The sequence below is a fragment of the Nitratireductor sp. OM-1 genome (assembly GCF_003296175.1).
Lineage (GTDB): Bacteria > Pseudomonadota > Alphaproteobacteria > Rhizobiales > Rhizobiaceae > Nitratireductor > Nitratireductor aquimarinus.
The window spans coordinates 1,941,454-1,965,606 of sequence record NZ_CP029208.1 but is presented as its reverse complement, the minus strand read 5'-3'; the positions used below and the strand labels follow the sequence as shown (position 1 = coordinate 1,965,606).

The 24,153-nt window shown below is 62.2% G+C and carries 31 protein-coding genes; 9 read left to right on the top strand and 22 right to left on the bottom strand.

What is annotated here, in order from left to right; all coding sequences use genetic code 11:
* Positions 1-7: 7 nt before the first annotated feature.
* The 4 genes from DEJ54_RS09305 to dapD all read right to left on the bottom strand — a co-directional run bounded on the left by DEJ54_RS09305 (position 8) and on the right by dapD (position 3,099).
* A complete protein-coding gene (locus tag DEJ54_RS09305; protein WP_113154314.1) occupies positions 8-601 on the bottom strand; it encodes a transporter in 594 nt (197 codons plus the stop codon).
* A gap of 2 nt (positions 602-603) precedes the next feature.
* On the bottom strand, positions 604-1,791 hold the full coding sequence (dapE, locus tag DEJ54_RS09300; protein ID WP_113154313.1) for a succinyl-diaminopimelate desuccinylase: 1,188 nt from the start codon (positions 1,789-1,791) through the stop codon (positions 604-606).
* A gap of 61 nt (positions 1,792-1,852) precedes the next feature.
* Positions 1,853-2,224, bottom strand: coding sequence for a DUF805 domain-containing protein (locus DEJ54_RS09295; protein WP_113154312.1), 372 nt, complete (start codon positions 2,222-2,224; stop codon positions 1,853-1,855).
* A 20-nt stretch (positions 2,225-2,244) separates the two neighbouring features.
* A complete protein-coding gene (dapD, locus tag DEJ54_RS09290) occupies positions 2,245-3,099 on the bottom strand; it encodes a 2,3,4,5-tetrahydropyridine-2,6-dicarboxylate N-succinyltransferase (protein WP_113154311.1) in 855 nt (284 codons plus the stop codon).
* Positions 3,100-3,253: 154 nt separating this feature from the next.
* Here dapD and DEJ54_RS09285 point away from each other — a divergent pair, with 154 nt between their 5' ends.
* Genes DEJ54_RS09285 through DEJ54_RS09275 form a run of 3 tightly spaced genes read left to right on the top strand, consistent with a single transcriptional unit; the run spans position 3,254 to position 5,104 of the window.
* The gene (locus tag DEJ54_RS09285; protein ID WP_113154310.1) at positions 3,254-4,093 is read left to right on the top strand and encodes an LOG family protein; all 840 of its coding nucleotides are present in this window, start codon (positions 3,254-3,256) and stop codon (positions 4,091-4,093) included.
* 17 nt (positions 4,094-4,110) lie between these two features.
* Positions 4,111-4,515 (top strand): DUF2946 family protein, encoded by a 405-nt coding sequence (locus tag DEJ54_RS23350; RefSeq protein ID WP_204360875.1) that lies wholly within the window; start codon positions 4,111-4,113, stop codon positions 4,513-4,515.
* A 52-nt stretch (positions 4,516-4,567) separates the two neighbouring features.
* Positions 4,568-5,104, top strand: a complete 537-nt coding sequence (locus DEJ54_RS09275) for a copper chaperone PCu(A)C (RefSeq protein WP_113154309.1) — start codon at positions 4,568-4,570, stop codon at positions 5,102-5,104.
* 99 nt (positions 5,105-5,203) lie between these two features.
* On the opposite strand, the gene DEJ54_RS09270 is transcribed toward DEJ54_RS09275, so the two are convergent.
* Entirely contained in the window at positions 5,204-5,902 is a 699-nt protein-coding gene (locus DEJ54_RS09270; protein WP_113156190.1) for a pyrimidine 5'-nucleotidase, read from the bottom strand.
* Positions 5,903-6,380: 478 nt separating this feature from the next.
* On the opposite strand from DEJ54_RS09270, the gene DEJ54_RS09260 reads away from it, so the two are divergent.
* Positions 6,381-7,283 (top strand): DMT family transporter, encoded by a 903-nt coding sequence (locus tag DEJ54_RS09260; protein WP_113154307.1) that lies wholly within the window; start codon positions 6,381-6,383, stop codon positions 7,281-7,283.
* A gap of 15 nt (positions 7,284-7,298) precedes the next feature.
* Here the strand turns inward: DEJ54_RS09260 and DEJ54_RS09255 are convergent, their stop codons facing one another.
* From DEJ54_RS09255 to argB, 4 genes are all read right to left on the bottom strand, one after another.
* On the bottom strand, positions 7,299-7,739 hold the full coding sequence (locus DEJ54_RS09255) for a carboxymuconolactone decarboxylase family protein (RefSeq protein WP_113154306.1): 441 nt from the start codon (positions 7,737-7,739) through the stop codon (positions 7,299-7,301).
* Positions 7,729-8,124 (bottom strand): MerR family transcriptional regulator, encoded by a 396-nt coding sequence (locus DEJ54_RS09250; RefSeq protein ID WP_113154305.1) that lies wholly within the window; start codon positions 8,122-8,124, stop codon positions 7,729-7,731. The genes DEJ54_RS09255 and DEJ54_RS09250 overlap by 11 nt, the downstream gene beginning before the upstream one ends.
* Positions 8,121-8,537: a nuclear transport factor 2 family protein gene (locus DEJ54_RS09245; RefSeq protein WP_162742248.1), complete on the bottom strand. Its 417-nt coding sequence runs from the start codon at positions 8,535-8,537 to the stop codon at positions 8,121-8,123. Before DEJ54_RS09245 ends, DEJ54_RS09250 begins: the two co-directional genes overlap by 4 nt.
* A gap of 93 nt (positions 8,538-8,630) precedes the next feature.
* Positions 8,631-9,524: an acetylglutamate kinase gene (argB, locus tag DEJ54_RS09240; RefSeq protein WP_113154303.1), complete on the bottom strand. Its 894-nt coding sequence runs from the start codon at positions 9,522-9,524 to the stop codon at positions 8,631-8,633.
* Between the two features lie 190 nt (positions 9,525-9,714).
* Between argB and DEJ54_RS09235 the strand changes: the two genes are divergently transcribed.
* From DEJ54_RS09235 to msrB, 4 genes are all read left to right on the top strand, one after another.
* Positions 9,715-10,254: a sigma-70 family RNA polymerase sigma factor gene (locus DEJ54_RS09235; RefSeq protein WP_113154302.1), complete on the top strand. Its 540-nt coding sequence runs from the start codon at positions 9,715-9,717 to the stop codon at positions 10,252-10,254.
* Positions 10,251-10,976: an anti-sigma factor domain-containing protein gene (locus tag DEJ54_RS09230; protein WP_113154301.1), complete on the top strand. Its 726-nt coding sequence runs from the start codon at positions 10,251-10,253 to the stop codon at positions 10,974-10,976. Before DEJ54_RS09235 ends, DEJ54_RS09230 begins: the two co-directional genes overlap by 4 nt.
* A gap of 127 nt (positions 10,977-11,103) precedes the next feature.
* Positions 11,104-11,658, top strand: a complete 555-nt coding sequence (locus tag DEJ54_RS09225) for a fasciclin domain-containing protein (protein WP_113154300.1) — start codon at positions 11,104-11,106, stop codon at positions 11,656-11,658.
* A 170-nt stretch (positions 11,659-11,828) separates the two neighbouring features.
* Positions 11,829-12,338, top strand: coding sequence for a peptide-methionine (R)-S-oxide reductase MsrB (gene msrB, locus DEJ54_RS09220; protein ID WP_113154299.1), 510 nt, complete (start codon positions 11,829-11,831; stop codon positions 12,336-12,338).
* A 27-nt stretch (positions 12,339-12,365) separates the two neighbouring features.
* On the opposite strand, the gene yihA is transcribed toward msrB, so the two are convergent.
* The 5 genes from yihA to DEJ54_RS09195 form a co-directional block, all read right to left on the bottom strand.
* Entirely contained in the window at positions 12,366-13,013 is a 648-nt protein-coding gene (yihA, locus tag DEJ54_RS09215) for a ribosome biogenesis GTP-binding protein YihA/YsxC (RefSeq protein WP_113156189.1), read from the bottom strand.
* Positions 13,014-13,160: 147 nt separating this feature from the next.
* Entirely contained in the window at positions 13,161-13,469 is a 309-nt protein-coding gene (locus DEJ54_RS09210; RefSeq protein ID WP_113154298.1) for a hypothetical protein, read from the bottom strand.
* Positions 13,466-13,834: a hypothetical protein gene (locus DEJ54_RS09205; RefSeq protein ID WP_113154297.1), complete on the bottom strand. Its 369-nt coding sequence runs from the start codon at positions 13,832-13,834 to the stop codon at positions 13,466-13,468. Before DEJ54_RS09205 ends, DEJ54_RS09210 begins: the two co-directional genes overlap by 4 nt.
* A 107-nt stretch (positions 13,835-13,941) precedes the next feature.
* The gene (locus tag DEJ54_RS09200) at positions 13,942-14,580 is read right to left on the bottom strand and encodes a CatB-related O-acetyltransferase (RefSeq protein WP_113156188.1); all 639 of its coding nucleotides are present in this window, start codon (positions 14,578-14,580) and stop codon (positions 13,942-13,944) included.
* 288 nt (positions 14,581-14,868) lie between these two features.
* Positions 14,869-15,714 (bottom strand): NAD(P)H-binding protein, encoded by an 846-nt coding sequence (locus DEJ54_RS09195; RefSeq protein ID WP_113156187.1) that lies wholly within the window; start codon positions 15,712-15,714, stop codon positions 14,869-14,871.
* Positions 15,715-15,817: 103 nt separating this feature from the next.
* Between DEJ54_RS09195 and DEJ54_RS09190 the strand changes: the two genes are divergently transcribed.
* Positions 15,818-16,441 carry a TetR/AcrR family transcriptional regulator gene (locus tag DEJ54_RS09190; RefSeq protein WP_113154296.1) on the top strand — a complete coding sequence of 208 codons (624 nt, stop codon included), beginning with the start codon at positions 15,818-15,820 and terminating at the stop codon, positions 16,439-16,441.
* 107 nt (positions 16,442-16,548) lie between these two features.
* Here the strand turns inward: DEJ54_RS09190 and yidC are convergent, their stop codons facing one another.
* The 8 genes from yidC to DEJ54_RS09150 form a co-directional block, all read right to left on the bottom strand.
* Positions 16,549-18,366 carry a membrane protein insertase YidC gene (gene yidC, locus DEJ54_RS09185; protein ID WP_113154295.1) on the bottom strand — a complete coding sequence of 606 codons (1,818 nt, stop codon included), beginning with the start codon at positions 18,364-18,366 and terminating at the stop codon, positions 16,549-16,551.
* A complete protein-coding gene (gene rnpA, locus DEJ54_RS09180) occupies positions 18,359-18,739 on the bottom strand; it encodes a ribonuclease P protein component (RefSeq protein ID WP_113154294.1) in 381 nt (126 codons plus the stop codon). The genes yidC and rnpA overlap by 8 nt, the downstream gene beginning before the upstream one ends.
* A gap of 23 nt (positions 18,740-18,762) precedes the next feature.
* On the bottom strand, positions 18,763-18,897 hold the full coding sequence (gene rpmH, locus DEJ54_RS09175) for a 50S ribosomal protein L34 (protein ID WP_113154293.1): 135 nt from the start codon (positions 18,895-18,897) through the stop codon (positions 18,763-18,765).
* A 217-nt stretch (positions 18,898-19,114) separates the two neighbouring features.
* Positions 19,115-19,741: an FMN-binding negative transcriptional regulator gene (locus DEJ54_RS09170; protein WP_113154292.1), complete on the bottom strand. Its 627-nt coding sequence runs from the start codon at positions 19,739-19,741 to the stop codon at positions 19,115-19,117.
* Between the two features lie 169 nt (positions 19,742-19,910).
* Positions 19,911-20,810, bottom strand: coding sequence for a DUF937 domain-containing protein (locus DEJ54_RS09165; RefSeq protein WP_113154291.1), 900 nt, complete (start codon positions 20,808-20,810; stop codon positions 19,911-19,913).
* Between the two features lie 147 nt (positions 20,811-20,957).
* The gene (locus DEJ54_RS09160; protein WP_113154290.1) at positions 20,958-22,331 is read right to left on the bottom strand and encodes a glutamate--cysteine ligase; all 1,374 of its coding nucleotides are present in this window, start codon (positions 22,329-22,331) and stop codon (positions 20,958-20,960) included.
* 106 nt (positions 22,332-22,437) lie between these two features.
* Positions 22,438-23,175: a 16S rRNA (uracil(1498)-N(3))-methyltransferase gene (locus DEJ54_RS09155; protein ID WP_113156186.1), complete on the bottom strand. Its 738-nt coding sequence runs from the start codon at positions 23,173-23,175 to the stop codon at positions 22,438-22,440.
* Positions 23,176-23,206: 31 nt separating this feature from the next.
* Positions 23,207-23,851, bottom strand: a complete 645-nt coding sequence (locus DEJ54_RS09150) for a hypothetical protein (RefSeq protein WP_113154289.1) — start codon at positions 23,849-23,851, stop codon at positions 23,207-23,209.
* Positions 23,852-24,153: the final 302 nt, after the last annotated feature.

Below are 24,153 nucleotides of genomic sequence, written 5' to 3'. Positions count from 1 at the left end.
TCAGACCCTAGCCTGCGCGCGTCAGCCCCAGAAGCCCCTCAAAGGTGAACAGAACGCCGAGCGAGGCTGCGAACATGGCCGCGAAGACGGCGGAAGCGACGGCTGGCCCCTTGCCGATGGCCGCATTCGTCAGACGCCAGGAGAGCACAAGCGTGCCGATGAAGATGATGAAGGTCAGAAGATTGGCGAATTCCGCCGCAGCCGGGATGAACAGGCGGATCAGCATGGCCGGCAGCGTGATCCACGAAAAAAGCGCGGACGCCCAGTTGCTCGCCACCACATAGTGCACAAAGCGGTCCGCAATGCCCGCCGGCCGCGCCACCAGCGCAAGAATGGCGAAGGGTATGACCCAGGTGGCGATATCCGTGACCATCAGGCGGTTGAAGAGCGCGAACCGGGCCGCGACAACCTCGCCACCCGCCAGCTCGTTTGAGATGGTCACCCACCCGACCACAAGCGGCGGGAAGGCGACCAGAATGGCGAAGAAGGAATTCCAGAACCCGTCAGCCGACAGGTCGAGCAGGCGCAGCCCCTCGGAACGCCCCATCATCATGCGCCAGACGCCGGCAAAATACTGCTGGATCTCGGCAAAGGACGGCATTGTCAGGCGAACCAGTCTTCAAGGAAGCGCAGATAAATCTGCGTGAGCGTTTCCAGATCGGCCAGCGCAACGCGCTCGTCGACCATGTGCATGGTCTGTCCGACAAGGCCGAACTCGACCACCGGGCAATAATCCTTGATGAAACGCGCATCCGACGTGCCGCCGGACGTGGAAAGCTCGGGCCGCGCGCCCACGACGGCTTCGACCGAAGCCGAAAGGGTTGCGACCAGCCTGTCATCACGCGTCAGGAAGACCGGGCTTGGCCGGCCGAGCCATTCGATGTCGAAATCCACCGGCTCTTCCGCATTGCCGCGCAGGCGGTTTGCGGCTGCGGCGCGATCCAGCCGGTTGTGGATTTCGGCCTGCAGGCTTTCCGCGCTCCACGTGTCGTTGAAGCGAATGTTGAAAACAGCGCTTGCGCGCGCCGGGATCACATTGGTGGCCTTGTTGCCGACATCGACCGTGGTCACTTCCAGATTGCTTGGCTGGAAATCCTTCGTGCCTTCATCGAAGGGCTGTTCGAGCAACGCCTCGAGGAGCTGCATAAGCCCCGGCACCGGATTGTCTGCGCGGTGCGGATAGGCCACATGGCCCTGACGCCCGTTGACGGTGACGCGGCCGGACAGCGACCCGCGACGGCCGATCTTGATCATGTCGCCGAGCGCATCGGGATTGGTCGGCTCACCGACGATGGAGGCATCCCATTTCTCGCCGCGTTCTGCGGCCCATTCCAGAAGCTTCACCGTGCCATTGATGGCCGGGCCTTCCTCATCGCCCGTGATGAGGAACGAAACGGAGCCCTTCGGCTTGCCATGGGTTTTCACATAGCGCGCAAGCGCGGCGACGAAACAGGCAATGCCGCCCTTCATGTCCACCGCGCCACGGCCATACATCTGGCCATCGGCAATTGCGGCGGCAAAGGGCGGGTGCTTCCAGGCAGCTTCATCGCCCGGCGGAACCACATCCGTGTGCCCGGCAAACATCAGATGCGGGCCGTCTCCGGCGAGTTTGCCGTAGAGATTTTCAATGTCGGGGGTGCCATCCTCGGAGAAGACGGGACGCTCGACCGTGCAGTCCAGCGCCTTCAACATGCCCTGAAGCACGGAAAGCGCCTGACCTTCGACCGGCGTGACGGAAGGACAGCGGATAAGCTCGGCGAGATTCGCCGCAGGATCGGTAGGCAGTGTCATAGGTGAGAGGGATAATCCAACCGCGCGCGGCTGTCACGCAGCAAGACGCCGCCACCGCCCTCTATTGCTTCGGCGCGTTGGTCCGCTCGCCATATTCGTTTGCGCCAGGATCGCCCGGATAGAGACACAGGACGATGAAGGCGAGGATCGAAACCATCGGAACGAAAAGTGCGAAGGCGAACATGCCGGACTTTCCGAAATCGTGCAGACGCTTGACGCCAAGCGCGACCGAGGAGAATGCCGACAGCATGAACATGCCCCAGAAGAGCAGGGCCCACACACCGCTGGCGCCGCTGCCTTCCGGCGCCAGGGTGAAGCGGTAAAGCACTAGGGCCTGCAGGACCGCCAGAAGCAGTCCCGCCAGAAAGAAAGCCGCGCGGCTGACCCGTCCGGAGAAACCCAGGAACAGCCATGAGATCTGATTCTTGGTCATCGCGCCGCTCCGCCTGCCCGTTAGTCGCGCAGGAGTTCGTTGATCGAGGTCTTGGAGCGCGTCTTCTCGTCGACACGCTTCACGATCACCGCGCAGTAAAGGCCGGGACCCGGCTCGCCATTGCCCATGGGCTTGCCCGGCATGGAGCCGGCGACAACCACCGAATAGGGCGGCACTTCGCCATAGAAGATCTCGCCCGTGGCCCGATCGACGATCTTGGTCGACTTGCCGATATAGACACCCATTCCGAGCACCGAGCCTTCGCGCACGATGCAGCCTTCGACCACTTCCGAACGCGCGCCGATGAAGCAGTTGTCCTCGATGATGGTCGGGCCGGCCTGCATGGGCTCAAGCACGCCGCCAATGCCAACGCCGCCGGAAAGATGGACGTTCTTGCCGATCTGCGCGCAGGAGCCGACGGTCGCCCAGGTGTCGACCATGGTGCCCTCGCCCACATAGGCGCCGAGATTGACGAAGGACGGCATCAGGACGACGCCGGGCGCGATGAAGGCCGAGTGCCGCACAACGGCGTTGGGCACGGCGCGGAAACCGGCCTTCTCGAACTCATTGGCGCTCCAGCCATCAAACTTGGAGGCAACCTTGTCCCACCAGACCGCATCGCCCGGTCCGCCCTTGATGATCTGCATCGGGTTGAGGCGGAAGGAAAGAAGCACCGCCTTCTTGAGCCACTGGTTCACCTTCCAGGAGCCATCCTCCTGACGCTCTGCGACGCGGGCCTTGCCGCTGTCGAGCAGACCGAGAGAGGCTTCGACGGCCTCGCGGATCTCACCACGGGTCTCAGTCGAAACGCCGTCGCGCTCTTCGAATGCGTTTTCGATTGTCTTTTCCAGCGCGGCGACATCGATGTTCGTCATGCTTGCGGCTCCATTGAACAAGCTGTTAAGGGCTCAGCCATAAGTTTGGGAGAAGGACCCAAGGCCGGCGCGGAAACTATGCGAAGCGCGTGTGGCGGTCAATCACGGGATCGCGCGCCAGCGCGCCAAAGCACCAAAGGACGGAAACAGGAACATGAAAACCAAAGACGAGAATGGCTGGACGCCTCTGCCGCATTCCGACGAGGATCTGCGCCGCGCCCGCCAGGTGCCCGATACGCCCCAGACCCGCGCGGACACCTATCGCCTCGCCTGGAATGACGAAGACTTCATGACGCGACGCGAGCTGCGGCCGGTGCGCCTGCAGCTGGAGCTCTTGAAGCCCGAAATGGTGCTGGCCGAGCGTGGCATTCGCTCAACCGTGATCCTGTTCGGCGGCGCGCGCCTGCCCGAGCCCGGCGGTGACGCCTGGGCCGCCAAGAACGAGACGCAGCGCAAGAACCTCGAGAAAAACAGCCGCTACTATGAAGAGGCGCGCAAATTCGCGCGGCTGTGCTCGGAAGAATCGGCAAAATCCTATTACCGCGAATATGTGGTGGTGACGGGCGGTGGCCCCGGCGTGATGGAAGCCGGCAATCGCGGTGCTGCCGATTGCGGCGCGCCCTCCATCGGTCTCAACATCGTGCTGCCGCATGAGCAGGCGCCGAACGTCTATGTGACGCCGGAACTCTGCTTCAATTTCCACTATTTCGCGATCCGCAAGATGCATTTCATGATGCGCGCGAAGGCCGTGGCCGTGTTCCCCGGCGGTTTTGGCACGATGGACGAGCTGTTTGAATCCCTGACGCTGATCCAGACCGGCCGCATGGAGCGGGTGCCTGTCATTCTGTTCGGCAAGGAATTCTGGGAAGGCGCGATCGACCTGGGTTTCCTCGCCGAGCAGGGCACCATCTCCCCCGGTGACGACGAGCTGATCACCTTCGTCGACACGGCGGAGGAAGCCTGGGAAAAGATCTCCGCGTTCTACGAACTGTGAGAGGCTGATCAAAACGCATGAAGGCAAGCCCTGCCGACACGAGCTGGTTTGAAAGCCTGCGCCGCGATGCGAAGCTTTTCGCGGTCGTGGGCCTTCTTTCGCTCGTCATGGGCCTGTTGCAGCCGCTCGCAGTGGCGGCTGCCGCCCCGGCCTCCTACGGCTTCGTCATCTGCACGACCTACGGGGTCGGCAAGGCGGCTGACGGGAACCGCCAGCACCCGCGAAACGCCGAATGCCCGCTTTGCCTGACAGGGCATTCCTGCAGTTTTCAGTTTGCACCGGCAACGCCGCCGCTTCCCGCGACCGCGCTTCAGACACCGGCGCGCGAACGCAGCATTCGCACCGCATGGCGGCAACCTGCCCGCCTCTCGACACGGGGCGACACGCCGCCCTCGATCCGCGCACCGCCCCTGACTGCCTGACACCGCCAAACCGGGCTTCGGCCCTTTGAAAGATCAGACAGAAAGACAGACAATGCGCTTCAACATTCTCCTCGCGGCTGCTGCCGCCCTGCCCCTTCTTGCATTCAACGCCAGTGCGGAAAGCACGCCAAAGGCGGACGCGGCGACAAGCGAAACCGCCGACGCCACGATGAGCCATGCCATTCAGGCCGGCGACCTCAGGATCAGCGATCCGTGGGTGCGCGCGATGCTGCCCGGCCAGCCCGCAGGCGGCGGCTATCTGGTGATCGAGAACACCGGCGCGGAAGACGACACGCTCACGGCCCTCGCCTCGCCGCGCGCCGGCAAGGTGGAAATCCACACGATGGAAATGAACAATGACGTGATGGTGATGCGCCCGGTAGAAGGCGGCCTGACCATTTCGGCCGGTGAGAGCGTGACGCTGGAGCCCGGCGGCCTGCACATCATGTTCATGCAGGTGGAGAAGGGTTTTCAGGAAGGCGAGACCGTTCCGGTGACGCTGGAATTCGAGAAGGCCGGCACGGTGGAACTCGAGCTTATGGCTGGGCCGGCGCGTGGCGGCATGCCCGAAGCGGGGCATAACCACTAGGAACGACGCTCCTGCCATTAGAAGCCCTTGGGGCAAAAGTCATTGGGGCAGAAGCCATCGGGCGGTGCGTGATCGCGACCGCCCGATTTTCGTTCGGGATCAGACCCGGATGTTCTTCAGGAAATCGGTGAGATTGTCGGTGACGAAATCGACATCGTCTTCTTCATCCGGGTCCTGTTCCCAGATTTCTGCGAACGCCGGTTCGAAATTGTTGGGCACCACGAGAACCGTGGTCATGCCGAGTTTCTTCGGAACGGCCAGATTGCGGGCCAGATCCTCGAACATCACGGCTTTTTCGCCCACCACCCGGTGAAGGGCCAGAAAACGGTCATAGGTGGCCGCAGCCGGCTTGGGCAGAAGGTCGGCGGCGACGATGTCGAAAATATCGTCGAAATGGTCGAGCACGCCGAGTTGACGCGCCGCACGCTCTGCGTGACCGCGATCGCCATTGGTGAAGATGAATTTGCGGCCGGGCAGCGCGCGGATCGCGTCACCAAGCTTCGGATCGGGATCGAGCCACGAATAGTCGATGTCGTGGACCTTTTCGAGGAAGTCGTCCGGGTTGATGTTGTAGCGCTTCATCAGCCCGTTGAGCGTCGTGCCGTATTCCCTGTAGAGATCCTTTTGCAGCGCTCTTGCCTCGGTGCGGTCGAGCTGTAGAAGCTCGGACACATAGGCCGTCATCTTCACATCGATCTGCGAGAACAGATTGCTGTGATGCGGATAGAGCGTGTTGTCGAGGTCAAACACCCAGTCGGTGACGTGGGTGAAGCGGTCGGGAGCGGGCTGGTTTCTCATGCCTTCGTTATGGCAGACCTTCCGCGCCACCGGCAATCCGGTTACGGGGGTTTTCACCTGCCAGGTGAGCACGTGTCTTGTGCCAGTGCAGTCTCGTTGGCTTTCGGACGACACCCGCCAACCGGTTTACGGGGCAGGTGAACGGCTCACGTTCAGTCCTTTCCTGATGCAGAAAGACTGGGTTCGCGAGAGCGTTCCAACGTCCAGACGCTGCTTGGCATTCTCGCAGGCGCCCGCGCTGTTGAACTCCGCAGACGTCATTCCGACGGTCCGGAAGCCCAGATAGATCGTGACCAGAACGTATTTCATCCTCTGCTCTCCTCATCTTCAAGAGGGTGGCAGGCCAGCACTTGGATTGGGTCGATCCTGTCTGGGCAGAGGCCTGTAGGTGGCAGTTTTCTTTCGCTGCCGCGGTGACTATACACGTTTGCGACAACATCCCAAGGCAATTGAGCCGGAAGACGACAGAAGGCGAAGCATGGAACTCTGGATACCGATCACCATCGCCGCCGCCTTTCTGCAGAACCTGCGTTCCGTCGGTCAAAAGCACCTCAAGGGTGTGATGGGAACGACCGGCGCGACCTTCGTGCGCTTCGGGTTCGGCATGCCCTTTGTGCTCGCTCTGTGGCTGGCGCTGCATTTTGCCGCCGGATACGCGATCCCCGAAATTCACGGCGCCTTTCTTGCCTGGACCATTCTTGGCGGACTGGGACAGATCTCCGCGCAGTTTCTGCTGATCTATCTCTTTTCCTTCCGCAATTTCGCCGTCGGCACCGCTTATTCGCGCACCGAACCGGCGCAGGCCGCGATCTTCGGTCTGGTTCTGCTTGGCGAGGTCGCCGGTTTCGGCGCGCTGGTTGCCATCGCGGTGACGGTGATCGGCGTGATGCTGATTTCGGTCGCCCGCGTGCCGATGAGCTGGGGCAATCTGTTCCGCTCACTGATCAGCCCCACGGCGCTGATCGGCCTTGCCTCGGGCACGCTGTTCGGCGTGACGGCGGTGGCCTATCGCGCGGCCTCGCTCTCGCTTGGCGGGCCGAACTACCTGATGCAGGCGACGACGACGCTCGCCGTCACCATCAGCTTTCAGACCGTCATCATGCTGGCATGGATGCTGTGGCGCGACCGCGCCGAAGTGGGCAGGATCGCGCAGGCCTGGAAGCCTTCGCTCTTCGTGGGCTTCGTCGGCGCTGCGGCATCGCTTGGCTGGTTCACCGCCATGACCCTGCAACAGGCGGCGGTGGTGAAGGCGCTGGCGCAGATCGAGATGATCTTCACCTTCGCCTCCTCCGTCTTCTTCTTCCGCGAACACATCAACCGCACGGAAGTGGCAGGCTGCCTGCTGATCGTCGCGGGCATTCTGCTGCTGGTGCTCTGGTAGGCTACTTCTGGCAGGCTACTGGCCGTTCCAGGCGGAGGCGTCCGGCGAGCGGGCGCGTTCGCCAAAGAGTTCGAGCGCCGCGTTGAGCCCGTTGATGGCCGCCGGCCAGCCGCCATAGGCCGCCATCTGCAGGATCACTTCCAGAATTTCGCGTTCGCCCGCACCCGCCGCCAGCGCATGCTCGATGTTCACCTTGAGCTGGGGCGCTGTCTGCCCGCCAAGCGCCGTGAGCGCTGCCACAGTGGCGAGCTGGCGCGTTTTGAGGTCGAGCCCCTCGCGGGCGTAGAAACGCCCATAGGCGCTTTCGATCAGCGTTTTTGAAAACCCCGGCAGGACCGCATCATAGCGCTCTGACAAAATATCTTCGAGATCGGGATTGAGCCTTGCGGCGATGGCCCGCCCCTTTTCGAGCGCGGACGCATTTGGGGCGGTTTCAGCGACGGTTTCAATGGTCATGGGTCTGGTCCTTCCGGCCGTCTTCGGCGCGGTGGCGCGCTTCGATTTCGGCATAGTTCATGATCTTGTAGTCCAGCAGTTCGACGCATTCCTGAAGTTCGGCGATCTTCGCCAGAACCAACATGCGCTGATGCTCCAGCATCTCGCGGCGCTCGGCGGAGCTTCCTTCGCCCTCACGGCGCAGACGCGCATAGGTCTCGACATCGGCAAGCGGCATGCCCGTGGCCTTCAACAGCTTGATGAAGTTCAGCCATTTGACGATGTTGTCGTCATAGGCGCGCTGGCCGCCCCGCCGCCATGGCGGATCAATGAGGCCGAGCTTTTCGTAATAGCGCAGCGTGTCGATGCTCAGGCCGGTGCGCCTTGCCACTTCGCCAATCTTCATGCGGCCTCCCCGACTGGCGACAGCGCGTCTTCGAGCCGGGCGCTGTCCTCACAGAACTGATAGTGTGTGATCTTGCCTTCGCGCACGCGGCAGCGCAGGACCCATTCGCTGAAGAAGCGCTTTCCGGTCGCGGCGACGATGTGGTCAAGCTGCCCGCTGGCAAAGGCAACGCCCTCACCCGCTCCAAGGTGCTCCACTGTAAGCGACTGGCTTTTGAAGGTGCGTCCGAGTGCGGCAAGGAAGGTGCGGAAGCCATCATGCCCGCAGCGCGCGCCATAGGGCGGAACGGAGGGCTTCGGCTCGGCGCGGACGCCAATGATGACGGCATTTTCCGCCACGAAGGCGCAGGCCCCGTCGACATCGCCTGCCTTCAGCGCCGCAAGGAAATTCTCGATGATGATCTGCTCTTGCATGTGTGCATCTCCATTGTGTGCACACATGCATCTACTTGCTGGAGTGAACTCCAGGTCAAGCGGGTTTTCGCGTTTTTTTTCCGCAGCCGTCCCTTACGGAACGATCAGCGTGCCCGCGCCATGCTCGGTGAAGAGCTCGAGCAGCACGGAATGCGCGGTCTTGCCGTTGAGGATGACGACACCCTCGACGCCCCGCTCGATGGCCTGGATGCAGGTTTCCACCTTGGGGATCATGCCGCCGGAAATCGTGCCGTCCTTGATGAGCGCGCGCGCTTCGGCGACCGTCAGCTCGTCGATCAGGTTCTTGTCCTTGTCGAGCACGCCCGGCACGTCGGTCAGGAACAGGAGGCGCGTGGCGCGAACGGCACCGGCGATGGCGCCGGCGAACGTATCGGCATTGATGTTGTAGGTGTGACCGTCGCGGCCGGGCGCGACCGGAGCGATGACCGGGATCATTTCAGAATGGGCCAGAAGGTCCAGTAAAGTGCGGTCGACCTCCACCGGCTCGCCGACGAAACCGAGATCGAGCACGCGCTCGATGTTGGAATCGGGATCAACCACCGTCTTGTGCGCCTTTTCGGCAAACACCATGTTGCCGTCCTTGCCGCACAGGCCGATGGCCCATTCGCCCTCGGCATTGATGAGCGCCACGATTTCCTTGTTGATGGAGCCGGCAAGCACCATCTCGACGATCTCGACGGTCTTCTCATCGGTCACGCGCAGGCCGCCCTCGAATTTCGATTCGATGCCCATTTTCTTGAGCATGGCCGCGATCTGCGGGCCGCCGCCATGAACGACGATGGGGCTGACGCCGGACTGTTTGAGGAGCGCGATATCGCGGGCGAAAGCCTGCCCAAGCGCGCTGTCGCCCATGGCGTGGCCGCCATACTTTACGACGATGGTCTTGTTCTCATAACGCTGCATGTAAGGCAGCGCCGCCGAAAGAAAGCGCGCCTGTGCTTCTGCAGTTTCCGTCATGTCCGTCATCGCGTTGTTCCCCAAAGTCAAAACGGCGGTTTCATAAAGCATTTTTCGCGGCAAGTGAAATGATCTTGCATACCGAGCGCATAAAAAGCCTGATCCACGCGGCAGCGCGCCCTTGCCTTTGCGCCCACCCGCCCTAACTGGACGACAATCCGCCTTCCCACAAGCCAACATTCCGCCTAGTCTTCCCCGCATGACGCCAGATGAGATAACGAAGCTGATCTTCAGAACCGCGCTCAGGGAGCGCGCGGCGTTCGATCTGCTTTATCGGCATACGAGCGCGAAACTCTTTGGCGTCTGCCTGCGTGTCTTGAAAGACAGGGCGGAGGCCGAAGAGGCGCTGCAGGAAGTCTATGTGAAGATATGGACCAAGGCCGACCGGTTTGCCGCGTCGGATTTAAGTCCGATCACCTGGCTCGTGGCGGTGGCGCGCAATCATGCCATTGACCGGCTGCGCGCGCGCAAGGCTCCGACTGACGAACTGGATGAGGCGAACGCGGTCGCTGACCCCGCGCCAAACCCCGAGGCCATGGCTGCAGCCGGCAGCGAACGGCGGCGCATTGACGCCTGCCTTGCCGAGCTGGAGGCCGATCGCGCCACGGCGGTGCGGGGAGCCTATCTCAACGGCGACAGCTATGCCGAACTTGCAGCACGCTTCAACGTGCCGCTCAACACGATGCGAACCTGGCTGCGTCGCAGCCTGCTCAAGCTCAGGGAATGCCTGGAACGATGACGGTAGCAGACGAACACGGACCGGACAGACGCGACGAGGACGATCTCGTTGCGGCCGAGTATGTGCTGGGCGTTCTCGCAACCGACGAGCGCGCAACGGCCGCGCGCCGCATCGAGACAGAAGCCGATTTCGCGCGTCTCGTGGAACGGTGGGAGGCACAGCTTGCCCCCATGGCGGAAGCCTATGAACCGGCGGAAGCGCCTGCCCGCGTGAAAACCGCCATCGATGCAAGCCTGTTCGGTGCGGGCCCGCAGACCAGCCGACCGGGGTTATGGTCGAGCCTTGCCTTCTGGCGCGGTTTCGCCGTGGCGGCGCTTATGGCCTTCGCCGCCTATGTCGCGCTGACCTATACCAGCCTGCCCTTCGGCGCGCCGCCAGTGGCCGAGCAGCGTTTCGTCGCCTCCCTCGCCCATGACGACACGGATGTGCGTTATCTTGCGGTCTATGACGGGACGAAACGCGATGTCTCGCTCTCGCATGTTTCGGGCGCGCGTCCTGATGGCCGCGACTTCGAACTCTGGGCCATAGAGGGCGACAATGCGCCGGTTTCTCTGGGCATCATTCCGGTGGGGTCCAGCGTTCACGTCGCGCTGAGCCAGGCGCTGGGCGAGGCCATCGACGCCGGTGCGGTGTTCGCCATCACCACGGAGCCGCTGGGCGGATCGCCATCGGGCGCGCCGACCGGTCCGGTGGTTGCGCTCGGCGACCTGCGCGACATCTGATTTCTGCCCCCTTCGAAAAAAACGAACTTTTTTTGAAACTCTCCGCGGAAGGCATCCGTAGCTCCTCGTGTTCCCAAAAGGGCCGACCATGAAGGCGGTCCCGCAAACGAACCTGAGGAGTTTAGACATGCGCAAGTTCACTGCTTCCCTTCTCGCCGGCTCGCTCGCTCTCGCTTTCACGGGATCGGCTCTGGCCGAAAACCCGATGGTTGGCGGCGCAGCCATGTATGCCGACAAGAACATCGTCGAAAACGCGGTCAACTCGAAAGATCACACCACGCTGGTGGCTGCCGTGAAGGCTGCAGGCCTGGTCGACACGCTGTCCGGCGAAGGCCCCTTCACCGTGTTTGCACCGGTCAACGCCGCCTTTGAAAAACTGCCGGACGGCACGGTCGAAACGCTGCTGAAGCCGGAAAACAAGGACCAGCTCGCCACCATTCTGACCTGTCATGTGGTCGCGACCGAAGCCATGTCCGACGCCATTGGCAAGATGATTTCCGATGATGGCGGCAACCACCCGGTCGAGACCGTTGGCGGCTGCATGCTGGAAGCCAAGATGGACGGCGACAACATTACCCTGACCGATGAGAACGGCAATGTGGCAACCGTGACCATTGCCGACGTCGATCAGTCGAACGGCGTCATCCACGTCATCGACACGGTGCTTCTGCCGAAGGGCTGATCGCAGAACGCTTCACGCATCTGGAGGGCGGCTTCGGCTGCCCTCCAGTATCCCCTCATCTCACACCGACTTGACTTGGAGGTGATGGAGCGCCGGGCTTAGGGTCAGCTCGAATCCTCCCGGAATTCCCGGCGGTCAATGCACGGCATGATGTGCGAAGGAGTTTGACGATGAGACGGCGTAATTTTCTTTATGGCGCGGCGGGCGCTTTCGCGACCCTGACCGGAGGCGCATTTCTGGCGCACAAGCGCCCCGGCGGCAGCGCCATGGCCGAGACCTTCGAGATCACGAAGACCGAAGACGAATGGCGCGCCATCCTGACCGAACAGCAGTTTGCGGTTCTGCGCGAAGAAGCGACGGAAAGGGCCTTTACCAGCCCGCTGAACAATGAGAAGCGCGCCGGGCTCTTCCATTGCGCAGGCTGCGACCTGCCGCTCTATTCATCTGAAGTGAAATACGATTCCGGCACCGGCTGGCCAAGCTTCTGGGAAGCGCTGCCGAACGCCATCGGCACGCGGCCGGACAATTCGCTGTTCATGACCCGCACCGAGTGCCACTGCCGCCGCTGCGGCGGCCATCTGGGCCACATTTTCGATGACGGCCCGCAGCCGACCGGCAAGCGCCACTGCATCAATGGCGTTGCCATGCAGTTCAGGCCCGGCCCGACAATGCCGAGCTAAATCCGCACCAAGCCGAGCCTTCGCGCGTCAGCCGTCCGAGACGGCGCGCGCGATGGCGTTGCGGAGTTCGTCCATGCCATGCCCCTTCTCCGAAGAGGTGGCGACGATCTCCGGATAGGCTGCGGCGCGCTTCTTCAGCTGCGCTTCGGTATCGGCAAGCAGCCGCACCACTGCGGGCGGCTTGATCTTGTCGATCTTGGTGAGCACCACCTGATAGGAAACGGCAGCCTTGTCGAGCAGGTCCATGACCTCCTCGTCATTCTTCTTGATGCCATGGCGGGCGTCGATCAGCAGGAAGACGCGCTTCAGCGTCACCCGGCCCCTCAAATAATCGAACACCAGTTCCGTCCAGGCGTCGACCTGCGCCTTGGGCGCCTTGGCGAAGCCGTAGCCCGGCATGTCGATGATCGCCATGGGGGGCATGTCGCCATCGGCGCCGGAATAGCCATCGGGGACGAAGAAGTTCAGTTCCTGCGTGCGGCCCGGCGTGTTGGAGGTGCGTGCAAGACCGCGCTGCGCGATGAGCGCATTGATGAGCGACGACTTGCCCACATTCGAGCGACCGGCGAACGCCACTTCGGGCGGCCCTTCCGGCGGCAGAAACTTCATTGCAGGCGCGCCGCGCAGGAACACCCACGGCCGCAGGAAACTCGTTCGGTCGATTTGCCGGCCGATCTGCTGCTCAGTCTGCGCGTTGCCGGTGGCTGCGCCATCTTCTGATGCGTTCACGCCATCATCTCCATTATCGTTCAGATGACGGCATCAAGACTGGCGAGGCTTTTGTCAACAGCGCTGTTGGGGAAACCGCACCGGACGCACTGCTCAGGCGGTGCCGAGAACCTGCATCGCGCCGAGGTCGCGTCGGCGCGGCTGGCGAGTTGCCTCAAGCAAAGCGCGGCCCAGATAGTCGAGATCGGCGGCTTCCTGCGGCTGCCATCCGCAGGAACAGGAGCCCGGCCCCTGATGCGCATCGGCCGTTTCGCGATAGATCACGCCAATGGCCCGCACGGCCTCGCGCATGACGATCATCGGCGGCAGGCCCGTGCGCTGCATGACCGCGCTCATTTCCTTCATCAACTGCATGCGCAGATGCATTTCCGCCTCTTCGCGGCGACGCTCAAATCCAGTCATCTGTGAAACGCAGTCCCTTCTAATTGCTTGGCTGGCCGGTGCGGGAGCGAGGCGACGAAATTCGTGCCCGCCGATGCGGCGTGCAGCTCCCGGCACGCCTCATCGAGCTCGCGCATGGCCTCGAACAGCTTTTCCCGATCCCGGCAGTGCGCGTCGAACAGGGCGACGAACAGCGTGTTTGCGCTGTCATGCGGCTCCGGCGCGTCGTTTGCGCGGGAAAGGCTTTCTGCGGCGGCGGCCTTGGCCGCCTTCACCTTGGAGCGCAGGCGCTCGACACGCAGGAGCTTGCCGCGATGACGTTCCAGCTCCTGCGTTTCGCAAGGATGGTGAGGTGCAAAGTCACCAATCGGATCCAGATGTATCATGTCGCCTGTCTCTCGGCTTTCCGCCCCGAAGGTTCGGAGCGACCCGACCACAGACACAATACTTTACTAAAAAAGTCAAGTTTAATGAGAAAGGGATGAAGGCCGCCTCAGCGGGCAGCCTTCAGGGCCTCCAGATCCGCACCGCGAATGGCCGCAAGGTTGCGGCTGATCTTCTCGGCGGGCCAGGACCACCATGCGATATCGAGAAGCGCCGCCACGGTTTCCGGCGCAAAGCGCACGCGCAGGACACGGGCCGGATTGCCCACGGCAATCGCATAGGGCGGAACGTCGGAGGCGACCACGGCGTTCGCGCCGATCACCGCCCCGTCGCCAATGGTGACGCCCGGCATGATCTGCGCCTGCCGGCCGATCCACACATCGTTTCCGACAATCGTGTCGCCGCGCCCGTGCTCCAGATAGGTCCCGGCGTCGAAACCTTCCTCCCAGCCATTGCCGAAAATGTTGAAAGGAAAGGTGGAGAAGCCGGTCATGAGGTGATTTGCGCCGTTCATGATGAACGTCGCGCCATGGGCGATGGCCACGAATTTGCCGATGACCAGCCGGTCGCCCAGAAAGTCGAAATGGTAGAGGACATTGTTCTCCTCGAAACGCTCCGCGCCCTGCGGATCGTCGTAATAGGAGAAGTCGCCCACCTCGATATTGGGACGGGTGATGAAATTTTTCAGGAATACGGTGCGGGGAAAGCCGGCCATGGGATATGGCGTGGCGGGATTGGGTCCGTGCATGAGGACCTCCTTGATCTCAACAAAGGGGAAGAAAACACCGCCTCCGGCATGCGGAAAACGGACCGGACCTGAAGTCACGGCGGCGTGTCTGTTGCGGTCCCCTTAGTTGTTCATCGAAGGCGCTCCCTGATTGCGGCCCCGTTCATAGCGGAGGCACGGCGCGCGGGCAACAATGGCAAAACGTCAGGAAGACGCCGCCATGACGCCCGCTCCAGCGTGGCAAGAACGGCCAATGCAAAGAGCGGACGGTCATGACGGCATCCTCATCAGGTTTGCGTCGAGCGTGGATCAGGCGACATCCCAGACGCCGGTCTGCGCCGTGCGGCGGACAAAATCGGAGAAGTCGCGCGGCGGGCGGCCGAGCAATTTCTCGACATCGTCACTCACGCTTTCATTGCGCCCGTCCAGAACCTCGGTGAACAATTCGCGCATGAGGGCCACAAGCGGCTCCTCAAGCCCCTGCTGGCGCGCGCCTTCCACGAAGACGTCGACGGGGATCTGAATGAAGCGGATGTCACGCCCGCACGCCTGCCCGATCTCGCTCACCATGTCGTCAAAGCGCATGGAACGCGGGCCTGTGAGCGTGTACGCCCTGCCCGCATGACCCGGCTGCGTGAGCGTGACGAAGGCCACGTCGGCGATATCCTCAACGTCGATGAAGGGCTCGCGCACATCGCCAACCGGCAAGGCGAGTTCGCCGGCCAGGATCGCATCTAGAAAGAAGGCTTCGCTGAAATTCTGGAAGAACCAGTCCGCGCGCAGGATCGTCCAGTCGGCCCCGCTCTGCATCAGGAGCTGCTCTGCGTGCTCGGCTCCTTCTTCGCCCCGGCCCGACAGAAGCACCAGCCGCTTCACACCTTTCTCCAGCGCGCGCTTCGCAAACGCATCGACCGTCTCGGCAGCGCCCGGCACCGCGAGGTCCGGATAATAGCTGACATAGGCGGCGCCCACGCCATCAAGCGCTGCATCCCATGTCTCCGGCTTTTCCCAATCGAACGGGATCTCGCTGTTGCGCGAAACGGCGCGAACGGGAATGCCCGCCTCACTGAGCCGCGCCGCAACGCGGCGGCCGGTTTTGCCCGTGCCGCCGGTCACGAGAATGGGTCGGGCTGGGTCGATCTGCTGGTCTGTCATGCTGGCCTCCATAAAGTGATAAACTCTCACATTTGCAAATGTGATAAATCCTCATATTATTGATGTCAACAGCAATGTGAGCATCCCTCACAAAAGGATTTCAATGTCTGAGACAGAAACCGGCCACGGCGCCAGCATTCGCAAGAGGCCCATGCAGAAACGCGCTCAGGAGCGCGTGGAGCGCATTCTTGCGGTGGCGACACAGATGATTGCGGAAGCAGGAAGCGATCAGCTTAAGATGAGCGATGTGGCCGCGCGGGCGGGCATCTCCATCGGCTCGCTCTACCAGTATTTCCCGGACAAGGCCGCCATCGTCCGCACGCTGGCCGAGCACTACAACGAGGCGGGCCGGGATTGCATCTGTCAGGGGCTTGATGGCGTCTCCAGCCCGAGCGAGCTGGAACAGGCTTTCACGGAGCTGATCGACGAGTATTACGCGATGTTCCTCTCGGAGCCCGTGATGCGGGACATCTGGTCGGGCACGCAGGCCGACAAGGCGCTTTGCGATCTGGATCTGGAAGATGCGCGCGCCAATGCGCAGGAACTGGCTGCTGCGATGCTGCGCGCCAAGCCTGCGCGCGAACCGGACGCCACGGCCTCCACCGCCCTTCTGATCATCCATCTGGGCGAGGCGACCATGCGTCTGGCGATCCAGATGCCGGAAGCGGAAGGCCGCCGTCTGGTGGACGATTACAAGCGCATGGCGCTGCGCGAACTGCTCGATTGAACGCGCCGGACCGCCAGCATCCGCATACTGCCCGATGAAGCGCGGCGGGCAATCGTCCAAAAACAAAAAAGCCCCGATCAAACCGGGGCTTTTTCTTTGATTACCGCCTATTCGGCAGGTTTTGGCTTCTTCTTGAACAATCCGGCCAAATTGTCCCAGAGCTCGATCTTCGCGCCCTGGCGCTTCATGATCACGCCCTGCTGGACGATGGAGAGGAAGTTGTTCCATGCCCAGTAGATCACCAGACCGGCCGGGAACGTGGCCAGCATGAAGGTGAAGATCACCGGCATCCAGTTGAAGATCATGGCCTGCGTCGGATCCGGCGGCGTCGGGTTCATGCGCATCTGCAGGAACATGGTGACACCCATGATCAGCGGCCAGACGCCGATCATCAGGAAGGCCGGTACGTCGTAAGGCAGCAGACCGAACAGATTGAAGATCGACGTGGGATCGGGAGCCGAAAGGTCCTGAATCCAGCCGAAGAACGGTGCGTGACGCATTTCGATGGTGACGTAGAGCACCTTGTAGAGCGAGAAGAACACCGGGATCTGGATCAGGATCGGCCAGCAGCCGGCCAGCGGATTGATCTTCTCTTTCTTGTAGAGCTCCATCATCGCCTGCTGCTGCTTCATCTTGTCATCCGCATATTTCTCGCGGATTTCGAGCATGGCAGGCTGAACCTTCTTCATGTTCGCCATGGACTTGTAGGATTTGTTGGCGAGCGGGAAGAAGATGAGCTTGACGACAACCGTGGTGGCCAGGATGGCCAGGCCGAAATTGCCAAGCAGTTTGTACAGCCAGTCGATGAGGAAGAACATCGGCTTGGTGAGGAAGTAGAACCAGCCCCAGTCGATCAGAAGCTCGAACTGGCGCACGCCATCGGCCGTCTCGTAGGCGTCGACAACGTTGACCTCTTTCGCACCGGCGAAAACCATCAGCTCAGAGGTGACCGAAGCGCCATCGGCGACCACGATCTCGTCGGTCAGATAGTCGGCCTGGTAGCGCGGGGTGGTGTCGCCGGAATAGGTGTAGCGCGGCTGGAAGTCCTGACCGGTACGGGGGATCATCGTAACCGCCCAGTACTTGTCGGTGATGCCGAGCCAGCCATCGGACGACTTGCCGGGCGTGATGCGCTTTTCTTCCTCGACGTCGGAATAATCGATTTCCTGCAGGCCTTCCTCGCCGGTCACGCCGATGAGGCCCTCATGCAGAATGTAGATGCCGGAGGTCGCGGGCGTGCCGATGCGGGTGGTGCGGCCATAATTGCGCAGCGCAACCGGAGCGCCGGAAGCATTCTCCACCGCGTCCGACACGGTGAACATGTAATTGCCATCGACCGAGAAGGTACGATTGAAGGTCAGGCCCTTGTCGTTGGTGAAGGAGACCGTGACAGGCGTATCGGGGGTGAGAACCTCGCCCTCGGTGATGGTCCACTGGGTGGACGGACCCGGCAGCGCGCCAGCGGCTTCCGAACCCACATAGCCGGTCTCGACATAATAGCCGTCAGGACCGGTCGAGGGGTTGAGAAGCTGGATGTTCGGCGAATCCTTGTCGACCGTGACCCGGTAATCCTTGAGGAGCAGGTCGTCGAGACGTGCGCCGGTCAGATTGATGGAGCCCGAAATGCGCGGCGTGTTGATCTCAACGCGCTCGCTGCCGGCAATCGCCGTCTCGCGGTCGGCAGGCACGGCTGCCTGACCGGCAGTTCCCGGCACCGCACCGGCTCCGGTGGTCGGGGTGGGAATATCGCTGTTCTCACCTTTGGATTGCGCAAGGGCCTGTGTGGCTTCCGCGGCCTGCTGCGTTTCGATCTGCGCGATCTCGCGCTCCGACTCAATGCGCGGGTTCATGTAGAACACCTGCCAGAGCGTCAGGATCACCACGGAGAGCGCGATCGTGATGAGAAAATTGCGATTGTTATCCATCAAGGTCCTTGCCCTTTCCGCGCCGGTTCTCGGTCTCTCCGATACGGCGGGAAAGCTCGTCTTTCAGGGAGGCGAACGGTGCATCAAGCACAGAACGCCGCGCCACGATCACATAATCCTTGCCGGCGGCCATGTCGTGGACCGCGTGGAGGCGGCAGGCTTCTTTGAGCCGCCGGCGCACACGGTTTCGAACAACCGCGTTGCCGACTTTTTTCGTTACCGTGATGCCCAGTCGCGGCGGATTTTCATCCCCACGATCAAGCACTTCCAGCAAAAAAAGCCGCCCGCGCCGTTTTTCACCGCGACGGACAGCCAGAAATTCGGCGCGCTTCTTGAGACGCGCCGGGGGTGGGACGGCTGGCCGGTCCGTCATCTTTCCGGCCTTGCCTCCGAACCTTATGCGGACAGCCGCTTGCGACCACGGCTGCGACGCGCTGCAATAATGCGGCGACCGCCCTTTGTGGCCATGCGGGCGCGGAATCCGTGCCGACGCTTACGAACGATCTTGGAAGGCTGATATGTACGCTTCATTTATTTAATACCGCGGAGTGCGGCCCTTCTTTATTCTGTTTCTTTGAACAGGAGCTTCGCTTTTTCGGGCATGTCCGAAGGCGTGACAACACGCCGCCAGACGCAAGGCCCAAGCGTGGCGGGCTTATAGGATTATGGATGCGTTGAGTCAATCAAAACGGCGCTTCACAAGCATTACCGCGTCAAACGGTCCCCATGTGAAATGCGGGACGGGGCTTCATTCCACCTGGATCTTCCCTGCAACCGCCCTCTCGGAGGCGTGAGAACTGCCGGCCATTCCTTCTGCGACACCGGCCCGGTCTGCGGCGCTGCGGTTCTGGCTCATCTTGTTCTTGCCCTCAAGACCGGTGATGGGAAGCCGCAGCCCGATGATCCCGCGCAGCTGCCCCCTGAGGAAGGGTGCGGGCGCATCCGACACCGACCAGACCTCCGGTCGTTCGGCCTCGTGCAGATTGGTCAGCCGCTCCACCACATCGCGAAGCCGCGCCTCATCATCGAAGAATTCGATCGGGCCGCGCGCGTGAACCGCACTGTAGTTCCAGGTGGGGACGACCTTTCCATGCTCCTTCTTGGAAGCATACCAGGAGGGCGAGACATAGGCGTCAGGCCCCATGAAAATCGCCAGCGCATCACTCAACGGCGTGTCCTTCCACTGCGCATTGGCGCGCGCGAAATGGCCGTAAAGCGTGCCGAAAGGGCCTTCTTTCTCGTCAAGGAACAGGGGAAGAGGGCTGGCATGCAGCCCGTTGGCCCCGAAGGTTACGACATTGGCGAGCCGCGCCGCACGCATCAGACCGTGAAGCGACGCGAGTTCTTCAACGCGAAAGGCGGGCGGACAATACATCAAGGCTCATCTCCTCCGGGAATGAACCAGACATAGAACGCTTCGCCATCGCGCAAAAGAACCCCGGCCACCTTGCACAACCGGAAAGCCGCTGTGGCGTAAACGCTCTAATGGATTGTTTTGCGCAATTCCGGACGGAAAACCGGTGCCCGCTTTTCCTGGAATTGCTTTAGCGGCGGCGCTCCATGCCCTGCCGGAACTGCTCGAAGATGTTTTCGACGCCACGCTCATAATCGTCGCGCGTCTGGCGTCCGGTCTCGAACATCTGGCCGAACAGATCGTCATAGGGATTGCGCGGACGCCCGCTCGGATTGGGCGCAGGTTCCGGTTCGCGGCGGGTCTGGGATGCGCCCTGACCGCCCCTCAGGAACTGATCGAAAATATCGCCAAGCGGGTTGTTGCCCTGCCCGCCGGAGGGAGCGCTGCGCCCGGAAGAACCGCCCGCGCCGCCACCGAACATGCCCTCAAGGATCTGCCCGAACGGATTGTCTGAAGGGCTCATGCCCGAAGGCGCGCGGCTGCGCGACTGCGTGGAACCCGGCTGCTGGCCCATCTGGCGCATCATCTGCTCCATCAGGTCACCCAGCATGCCGCCACCGCCGGCCTGCGCCTGCGTCTGTGCCTGGCGCGGCTGCGCGCCGGGCATCTGGCCCGTCGACTGTTTGAACAGGCCACCCATGATCATGGAGGCGAGCACCGGCAGCATCTGTTTGATCATGTCTTCGCCAAGCCCGGTCGCCTGCGCGGCGTGGCTGGCCACGGCGCGGCTCACATCCTTGGAGCCGAAGAGATGGCCAAGAATGCCATTGCCCTCGGTCATGCCCTGCGCGCTGAAGGCGCTTGCCGCATCCTCGAAATATTTGGCGTGCTGGCCCGACGCCAGCGCGCCAAGGAAATTTCCCGCGCCATAGGGGTCGGCGGCGTTGCGCTTCAGCCCCTGACTGAAAGCCGGCAGAAGCGCTTCCATGGCCTGCTGCGCCTGATCCTGCGAAATGCCGAACTGCCGGGCGAACTGGCCCACGCCCTGTCCCTGACCGGCATTGTTGAGCATCTCGAACAGCGGAAGCATGGGCATCTCCTTAGTAATCCCGCCAGTGTCATCCCAAGGGTGACAGGCGGATAGCAAACCATTGTTTCAGGAAGATAACCCGACAAGCGCGCTTTGTCTTTGCCGACCCGAAAAGCCTGTTCGAAAAAACGCCCGGACCGGGCAGGCTTAGTAGGCCTGCTCGAGGAACACCGGTTCGATGGAGCGGTCCCAGCGCGTGTTGAACGCGTTGGTGAGCTCCTGCGCGCTCGTAGTGCCGCGGGCCACGATCTCATCAAGCGGGCTGAGGAAGCTCGCCTCGTCATAGCCTTCCGGATTGAGACATTTGCGGGCGGAGAGCCCCTTGCGCGAAATGGCCAGAACCTCGCGCGCGACCTCGCGCAGGTCGTGATTGCGGAAACGCGTGGCAAGACCTTCCGTCGGCACGGCGTTGCGCATCACCTCGATCTCCTCAAACGACCAGTCCGAGGTCAGATCATGGGCAGCGTCGAGCGCGGCCTGATCGTAGAGCAGACCGACCCAGAAGGCCGGCAGCGCGCAGATGCGCCGCCACGGGCCGCCATCGGCGCCGCGCATTTCCAGGAAGCGCTTGAGGCGCACATCCGGGAACAGGGTGGAAAGATGGTTCGACCAGTCGCCAATGGTGGGCAGGCCGTCGGTCACCTCATCCTTCAGCGCGCCGTTCATGAACTGGCGGAAGGTGATGTGCGTGCAGTCGTGATAGCGGCCGTCGCGGATGATGAAATACATCGGCACGTCGAGCGCCCACTCGACGTAATCGGCAAACCCGAAATTATCGGAGAACACGAAGGGCAGAAGGCCCGAACGCTGATTGTCGGTGTCGCGCCAGATCTCGCCGCGCCATGACTGGTAGCCGTTCAACCGGCCTTCGGTGAACGGAGAATTGGCGAACAGCGCCGTGGAAAGCGGCTGCAGGCGCTGCGCAACCTGCATCTTGCGGCGCATGTCGGCTTCGGTCTCGAAGTCGAGGTTAACCTGAATGGTGCAGGTGCGGTACATCATGTCGAGGCCCTGTGTGCCGACCTTCGGCATGTAGGCGGTCATGATCTTGTAGCGCGATTTGGGCATCTGCGGCGTTTCGGCCAGCGTCCATTTGGGACTGCCGCCGAGACCGAGGAAGCGAATGCCGAGCGGCTCTGCGATCTCGCGCAGCTGCGCCAGATGGGCATTGCCCTCGCGGCAGGTCTGGTGGAGCGTCTCCAGCGGTGCGCCGGACAATTCGAACTGTCCGCCTGGCTCCAGCGAGATGGCGCCCTGCCCCGTCGGCTCGACAAGGCCGATGATGTTCCCGTCATCATTGATCGGGTCCCATCCGAGAACGCGCTGCATGCCTTCCAGAACGGCCTTGATGCCGCGCTCGCCCTCATAGGGAACGGGGCGATTGCCATCGACATAGAAGGGGAATTTTTCGTGCTCGGTGCCGATGCGCCATTTCTCGCGCGGCTTGCAGCCCTTCGCGAGATCGTCGGCAAGTTCTTCGACCCGCTCGATCGGCCGATTGTCGGTGGTGTCACGGGCCATAACTGCTCTCCTGGCAAACCATCAGCGATCTGATGGACCATGCTGACAATCCGCTTCAAGTAAAAAGTGCTGACAGGAGCGTCAACCTCTCTTCACAAGCGCTTTACTAGTCCCAGTCGCCGACGCTCGCCTGAATGACGGCGAGCGCGGCAACGGCTGCCGTGTCGGCGCGCAGAATGCGCGGGCCGAGCGGAATGGATGTGACGAAGGGCAAAGCGCGCAATTGGGCGCGTTCCGCGTCGGAAAACCCGCCTTCCGGCCCCACAAGCAGCGCCAGCTTCTTCTCCGTGACGCCCGAAAGCGCCTGCATGGGATTGTTGGTCGCCGCATCCTCATCGCAGAAAATGAAACGCCGTTCGGGATCCCAGTCGGCAAGAAGCCGGTCGAGTTTCACCGGCTCCAGCACCTCGGGCACGGCCAAAATGCCGCACTGCTCGGAAGCCTCCATCACATTGGCCTCGAGGCGCTGCGTGCCGGGCTTGGCCACCTGGGTGTGCTGGGTGATGACCGGCTGGAGACGCCCTGCCCCCATTTCCACCGCCTTCTGCACCAGATAATCGAGCCGCCCCTTCTTCAGGGGAGCGAAACAATAAAGCAGGTCGGGCAGCGGGGTCTGCGGCCGGGCCTGCTTCGTCATGCGCAGGCGCACCGACTTGCGGCCGGCTTCAATGAGCTCCGCATGCCATTCGCCGTCACGGCCATTGAAAACGAGAACCTCGGCTCCCTCGCGCAGGCGCAGAACATGGCTGAGATAGTGGGCCTGTTCCCGGCTGGTTTCCACCTCGGCGCCGGGGGCGAGTGCGGCATCGATGAACAGCCGCTGCAATTTGTAATTCGCACGCATGGCGGTCTGATGGTGGATCGGCGATGCCGCGTCAAGAGGCGAGGCTGTCATGCCAGACCGGCGCGTAACCGGCCTCAAGCGCCGAGATGCTCAAACGCGGCGTCAGCAGCTGGACGACGGGTGGCAGACTTTCGAGGGATCGGGCTGCGCCATACCCGGCGAAGCCCCATTCGTGAAGAACACCGGAACGCAGCGCAAAGGCCGCCTCGCCAATGGCGATCATTGCCCCGTCGGGCAGCTTTGCGACCTGCGATGCGGAGAGCTCCACGGGTTTTCCGGTGACGGCATAGCGCTGTGCATGCAGGATGGCGTCCGCCTCCGGGGCCTTCATCTGCGGAGACTGGCAGAACTCGCGCACGCAGTTCATGAAGCGCGTGGCGGGCTCCCTGCGGCAATGAAAGCAGGGCCGGTGGCCAGCCGCCAGCGCCGTGACCTCATCGAGAAAGAAAAGCTCGGTCCAGCCCGCCCCGCCGGAAGGTCCGTTGCGGCCCATCACCTCGCGATGCCGCCCCCTGAAACTGCACTGACAGATGATCCACGCTTTGGTTGTCCAGCGGCGGCGCAGGAGCGTCTTTGTGTCAGGATCATGAATCACCCCACGATTGCCGGTGAAGAGGCCGCGCGCATGGGTTGCAATCAATTGCCCGAATGGATTAGCGCGATTCTGCAGACTCATTCGGTTTTCCACCAATTTCGGGACCTGTCATAAAGTATGTGGGTATTGGCGTATAATTTGTTTCAATCTTAAGCTGTTTTCGTTTATAGCAGCCTCCGCAGCATGGGGAGCTGCTTTTTGTTGACCTTCAAGGGGACTTTGGCCGGATGACAATCGGGCGTGCAACTGTCGTGTTTCTGATTACCGTTTCAGCGTTCACACTGATTGGAGCAAGACTCCTTTCGGCAGGCGCCACCGGCGACCACCATCCCGTGGATGGCTACGGCATCTCCACCGCCGTCGACTAGACTTCAACGTGAGCG

Excerpts from the sequence above, each read along its gene's own strand:
- DEJ54_RS09305 (WP_113154314.1), bottom strand. The coding sequence starts at position 601 with ATGCCGTCCTTTGCCGAGATCCAGCAGTATTTTGCCGGCGTCTGGCGC.
- dapE (WP_113154313.1), bottom strand. The coding sequence starts at position 1,791 with ATGACACTGCCTACCGATCCTGCGGCGAATCTCGCCGAGCTTATCCGC.
- DEJ54_RS09295 (WP_113154312.1), bottom strand. The coding sequence starts at position 2,224 with ATGACCAAGAATCAGATCTCATGGCTGTTCCTGGGTTTCTCCGGACGG.
- dapD (WP_113154311.1), bottom strand. The coding sequence starts at position 3,099 with ATGACGAACATCGATGTCGCCGCGCTGGAAAAGACAATCGAAAACGCA.
- DEJ54_RS09285 (WP_113154310.1), top strand. The coding sequence starts at position 3,254 with ATGAAAACCAAAGACGAGAATGGCTGGACGCCTCTGCCGCATTCCGAC.
- DEJ54_RS23350 (WP_204360875.1), top strand. The coding sequence starts at position 4,111 with ATGAAGGCAAGCCCTGCCGACACGAGCTGGTTTGAAAGCCTGCGCCGC.
- DEJ54_RS09275 (WP_113154309.1), top strand. The coding sequence starts at position 4,568 with ATGCGCTTCAACATTCTCCTCGCGGCTGCTGCCGCCCTGCCCCTTCTT.
- DEJ54_RS09270 (WP_113156190.1), bottom strand. The coding sequence starts at position 5,902 with ATGAGAAACCAGCCCGCTCCCGACCGCTTCACCCACGTCACCGACTGG.
- DEJ54_RS09260 (WP_113154307.1), top strand. The coding sequence starts at position 6,381 with ATGGAACTCTGGATACCGATCACCATCGCCGCCGCCTTTCTGCAGAAC.
- DEJ54_RS09255 (WP_113154306.1), bottom strand. The coding sequence starts at position 7,739 with ATGACCATTGAAACCGTCGCTGAAACCGCCCCAAATGCGTCCGCGCTC.
- DEJ54_RS09250 (WP_113154305.1), bottom strand. The coding sequence starts at position 8,124 with ATGAAGATTGGCGAAGTGGCAAGGCGCACCGGCCTGAGCATCGACACG.
- DEJ54_RS09245 (WP_162742248.1), bottom strand. The coding sequence starts at position 8,537 with ATGCAAGAGCAGATCATCATCGAGAATTTCCTTGCGGCGCTGAAGGCA.
- argB (WP_113154303.1), bottom strand. The coding sequence starts at position 9,524 with ATGACGGACATGACGGAAACTGCAGAAGCACAGGCGCGCTTTCTTTCG.
- DEJ54_RS09235 (WP_113154302.1), top strand. The coding sequence starts at position 9,715 with ATGACGCCAGATGAGATAACGAAGCTGATCTTCAGAACCGCGCTCAGG.
- DEJ54_RS09230 (WP_113154301.1), top strand. The coding sequence starts at position 10,251 with ATGACGGTAGCAGACGAACACGGACCGGACAGACGCGACGAGGACGAT.
- DEJ54_RS09225 (WP_113154300.1), top strand. The coding sequence starts at position 11,104 with ATGCGCAAGTTCACTGCTTCCCTTCTCGCCGGCTCGCTCGCTCTCGCT.
- msrB (WP_113154299.1), top strand. The coding sequence starts at position 11,829 with ATGAGACGGCGTAATTTTCTTTATGGCGCGGCGGGCGCTTTCGCGACC.
- DEJ54_RS09210 (WP_113154298.1), bottom strand. The coding sequence starts at position 13,469 with ATGACTGGATTTGAGCGTCGCCGCGAAGAGGCGGAAATGCATCTGCGC.
- DEJ54_RS09205 (WP_113154297.1), bottom strand. The coding sequence starts at position 13,834 with ATGATACATCTGGATCCGATTGGTGACTTTGCACCTCACCATCCTTGC.
- DEJ54_RS09200 (WP_113156188.1), bottom strand. The coding sequence starts at position 14,580 with ATGCACGGACCCAATCCCGCCACGCCATATCCCATGGCCGGCTTTCCC.
- DEJ54_RS09195 (WP_113156187.1), bottom strand. The coding sequence starts at position 15,714 with ATGACAGACCAGCAGATCGACCCAGCCCGACCCATTCTCGTGACCGGC.
- DEJ54_RS09190 (WP_113154296.1), top strand. The coding sequence starts at position 15,818 with ATGTCTGAGACAGAAACCGGCCACGGCGCCAGCATTCGCAAGAGGCCC.
- yidC (WP_113154295.1), bottom strand. The coding sequence starts at position 18,366 with ATGGATAACAATCGCAATTTTCTCATCACGATCGCGCTCTCCGTGGTG.
- rnpA (WP_113154294.1), bottom strand. The coding sequence starts at position 18,739 with ATGACGGACCGGCCAGCCGTCCCACCCCCGGCGCGTCTCAAGAAGCGC.
- rpmH (WP_113154293.1), bottom strand. The coding sequence starts at position 18,897 with ATGAAGCGTACATATCAGCCTTCCAAGATCGTTCGTAAGCGTCGGCAC.
- DEJ54_RS09170 (WP_113154292.1), bottom strand. The coding sequence starts at position 19,741 with ATGTATTGTCCGCCCGCCTTTCGCGTTGAAGAACTCGCGTCGCTTCAC.
- DEJ54_RS09165 (WP_113154291.1), bottom strand. The coding sequence starts at position 20,810 with ATGCTTCCGCTGTTCGAGATGCTCAACAATGCCGGTCAGGGACAGGGC.
- DEJ54_RS09160 (WP_113154290.1), bottom strand. The coding sequence starts at position 22,331 with ATGGCCCGTGACACCACCGACAATCGGCCGATCGAGCGGGTCGAAGAA.
- DEJ54_RS09155 (WP_113156186.1), bottom strand. The coding sequence starts at position 23,175 with ATGCGTGCGAATTACAAATTGCAGCGGCTGTTCATCGATGCCGCACTC.
- DEJ54_RS09150 (WP_113154289.1), bottom strand. The coding sequence starts at position 23,851 with ATGAGTCTGCAGAATCGCGCTAATCCATTCGGGCAATTGATTGCAACC.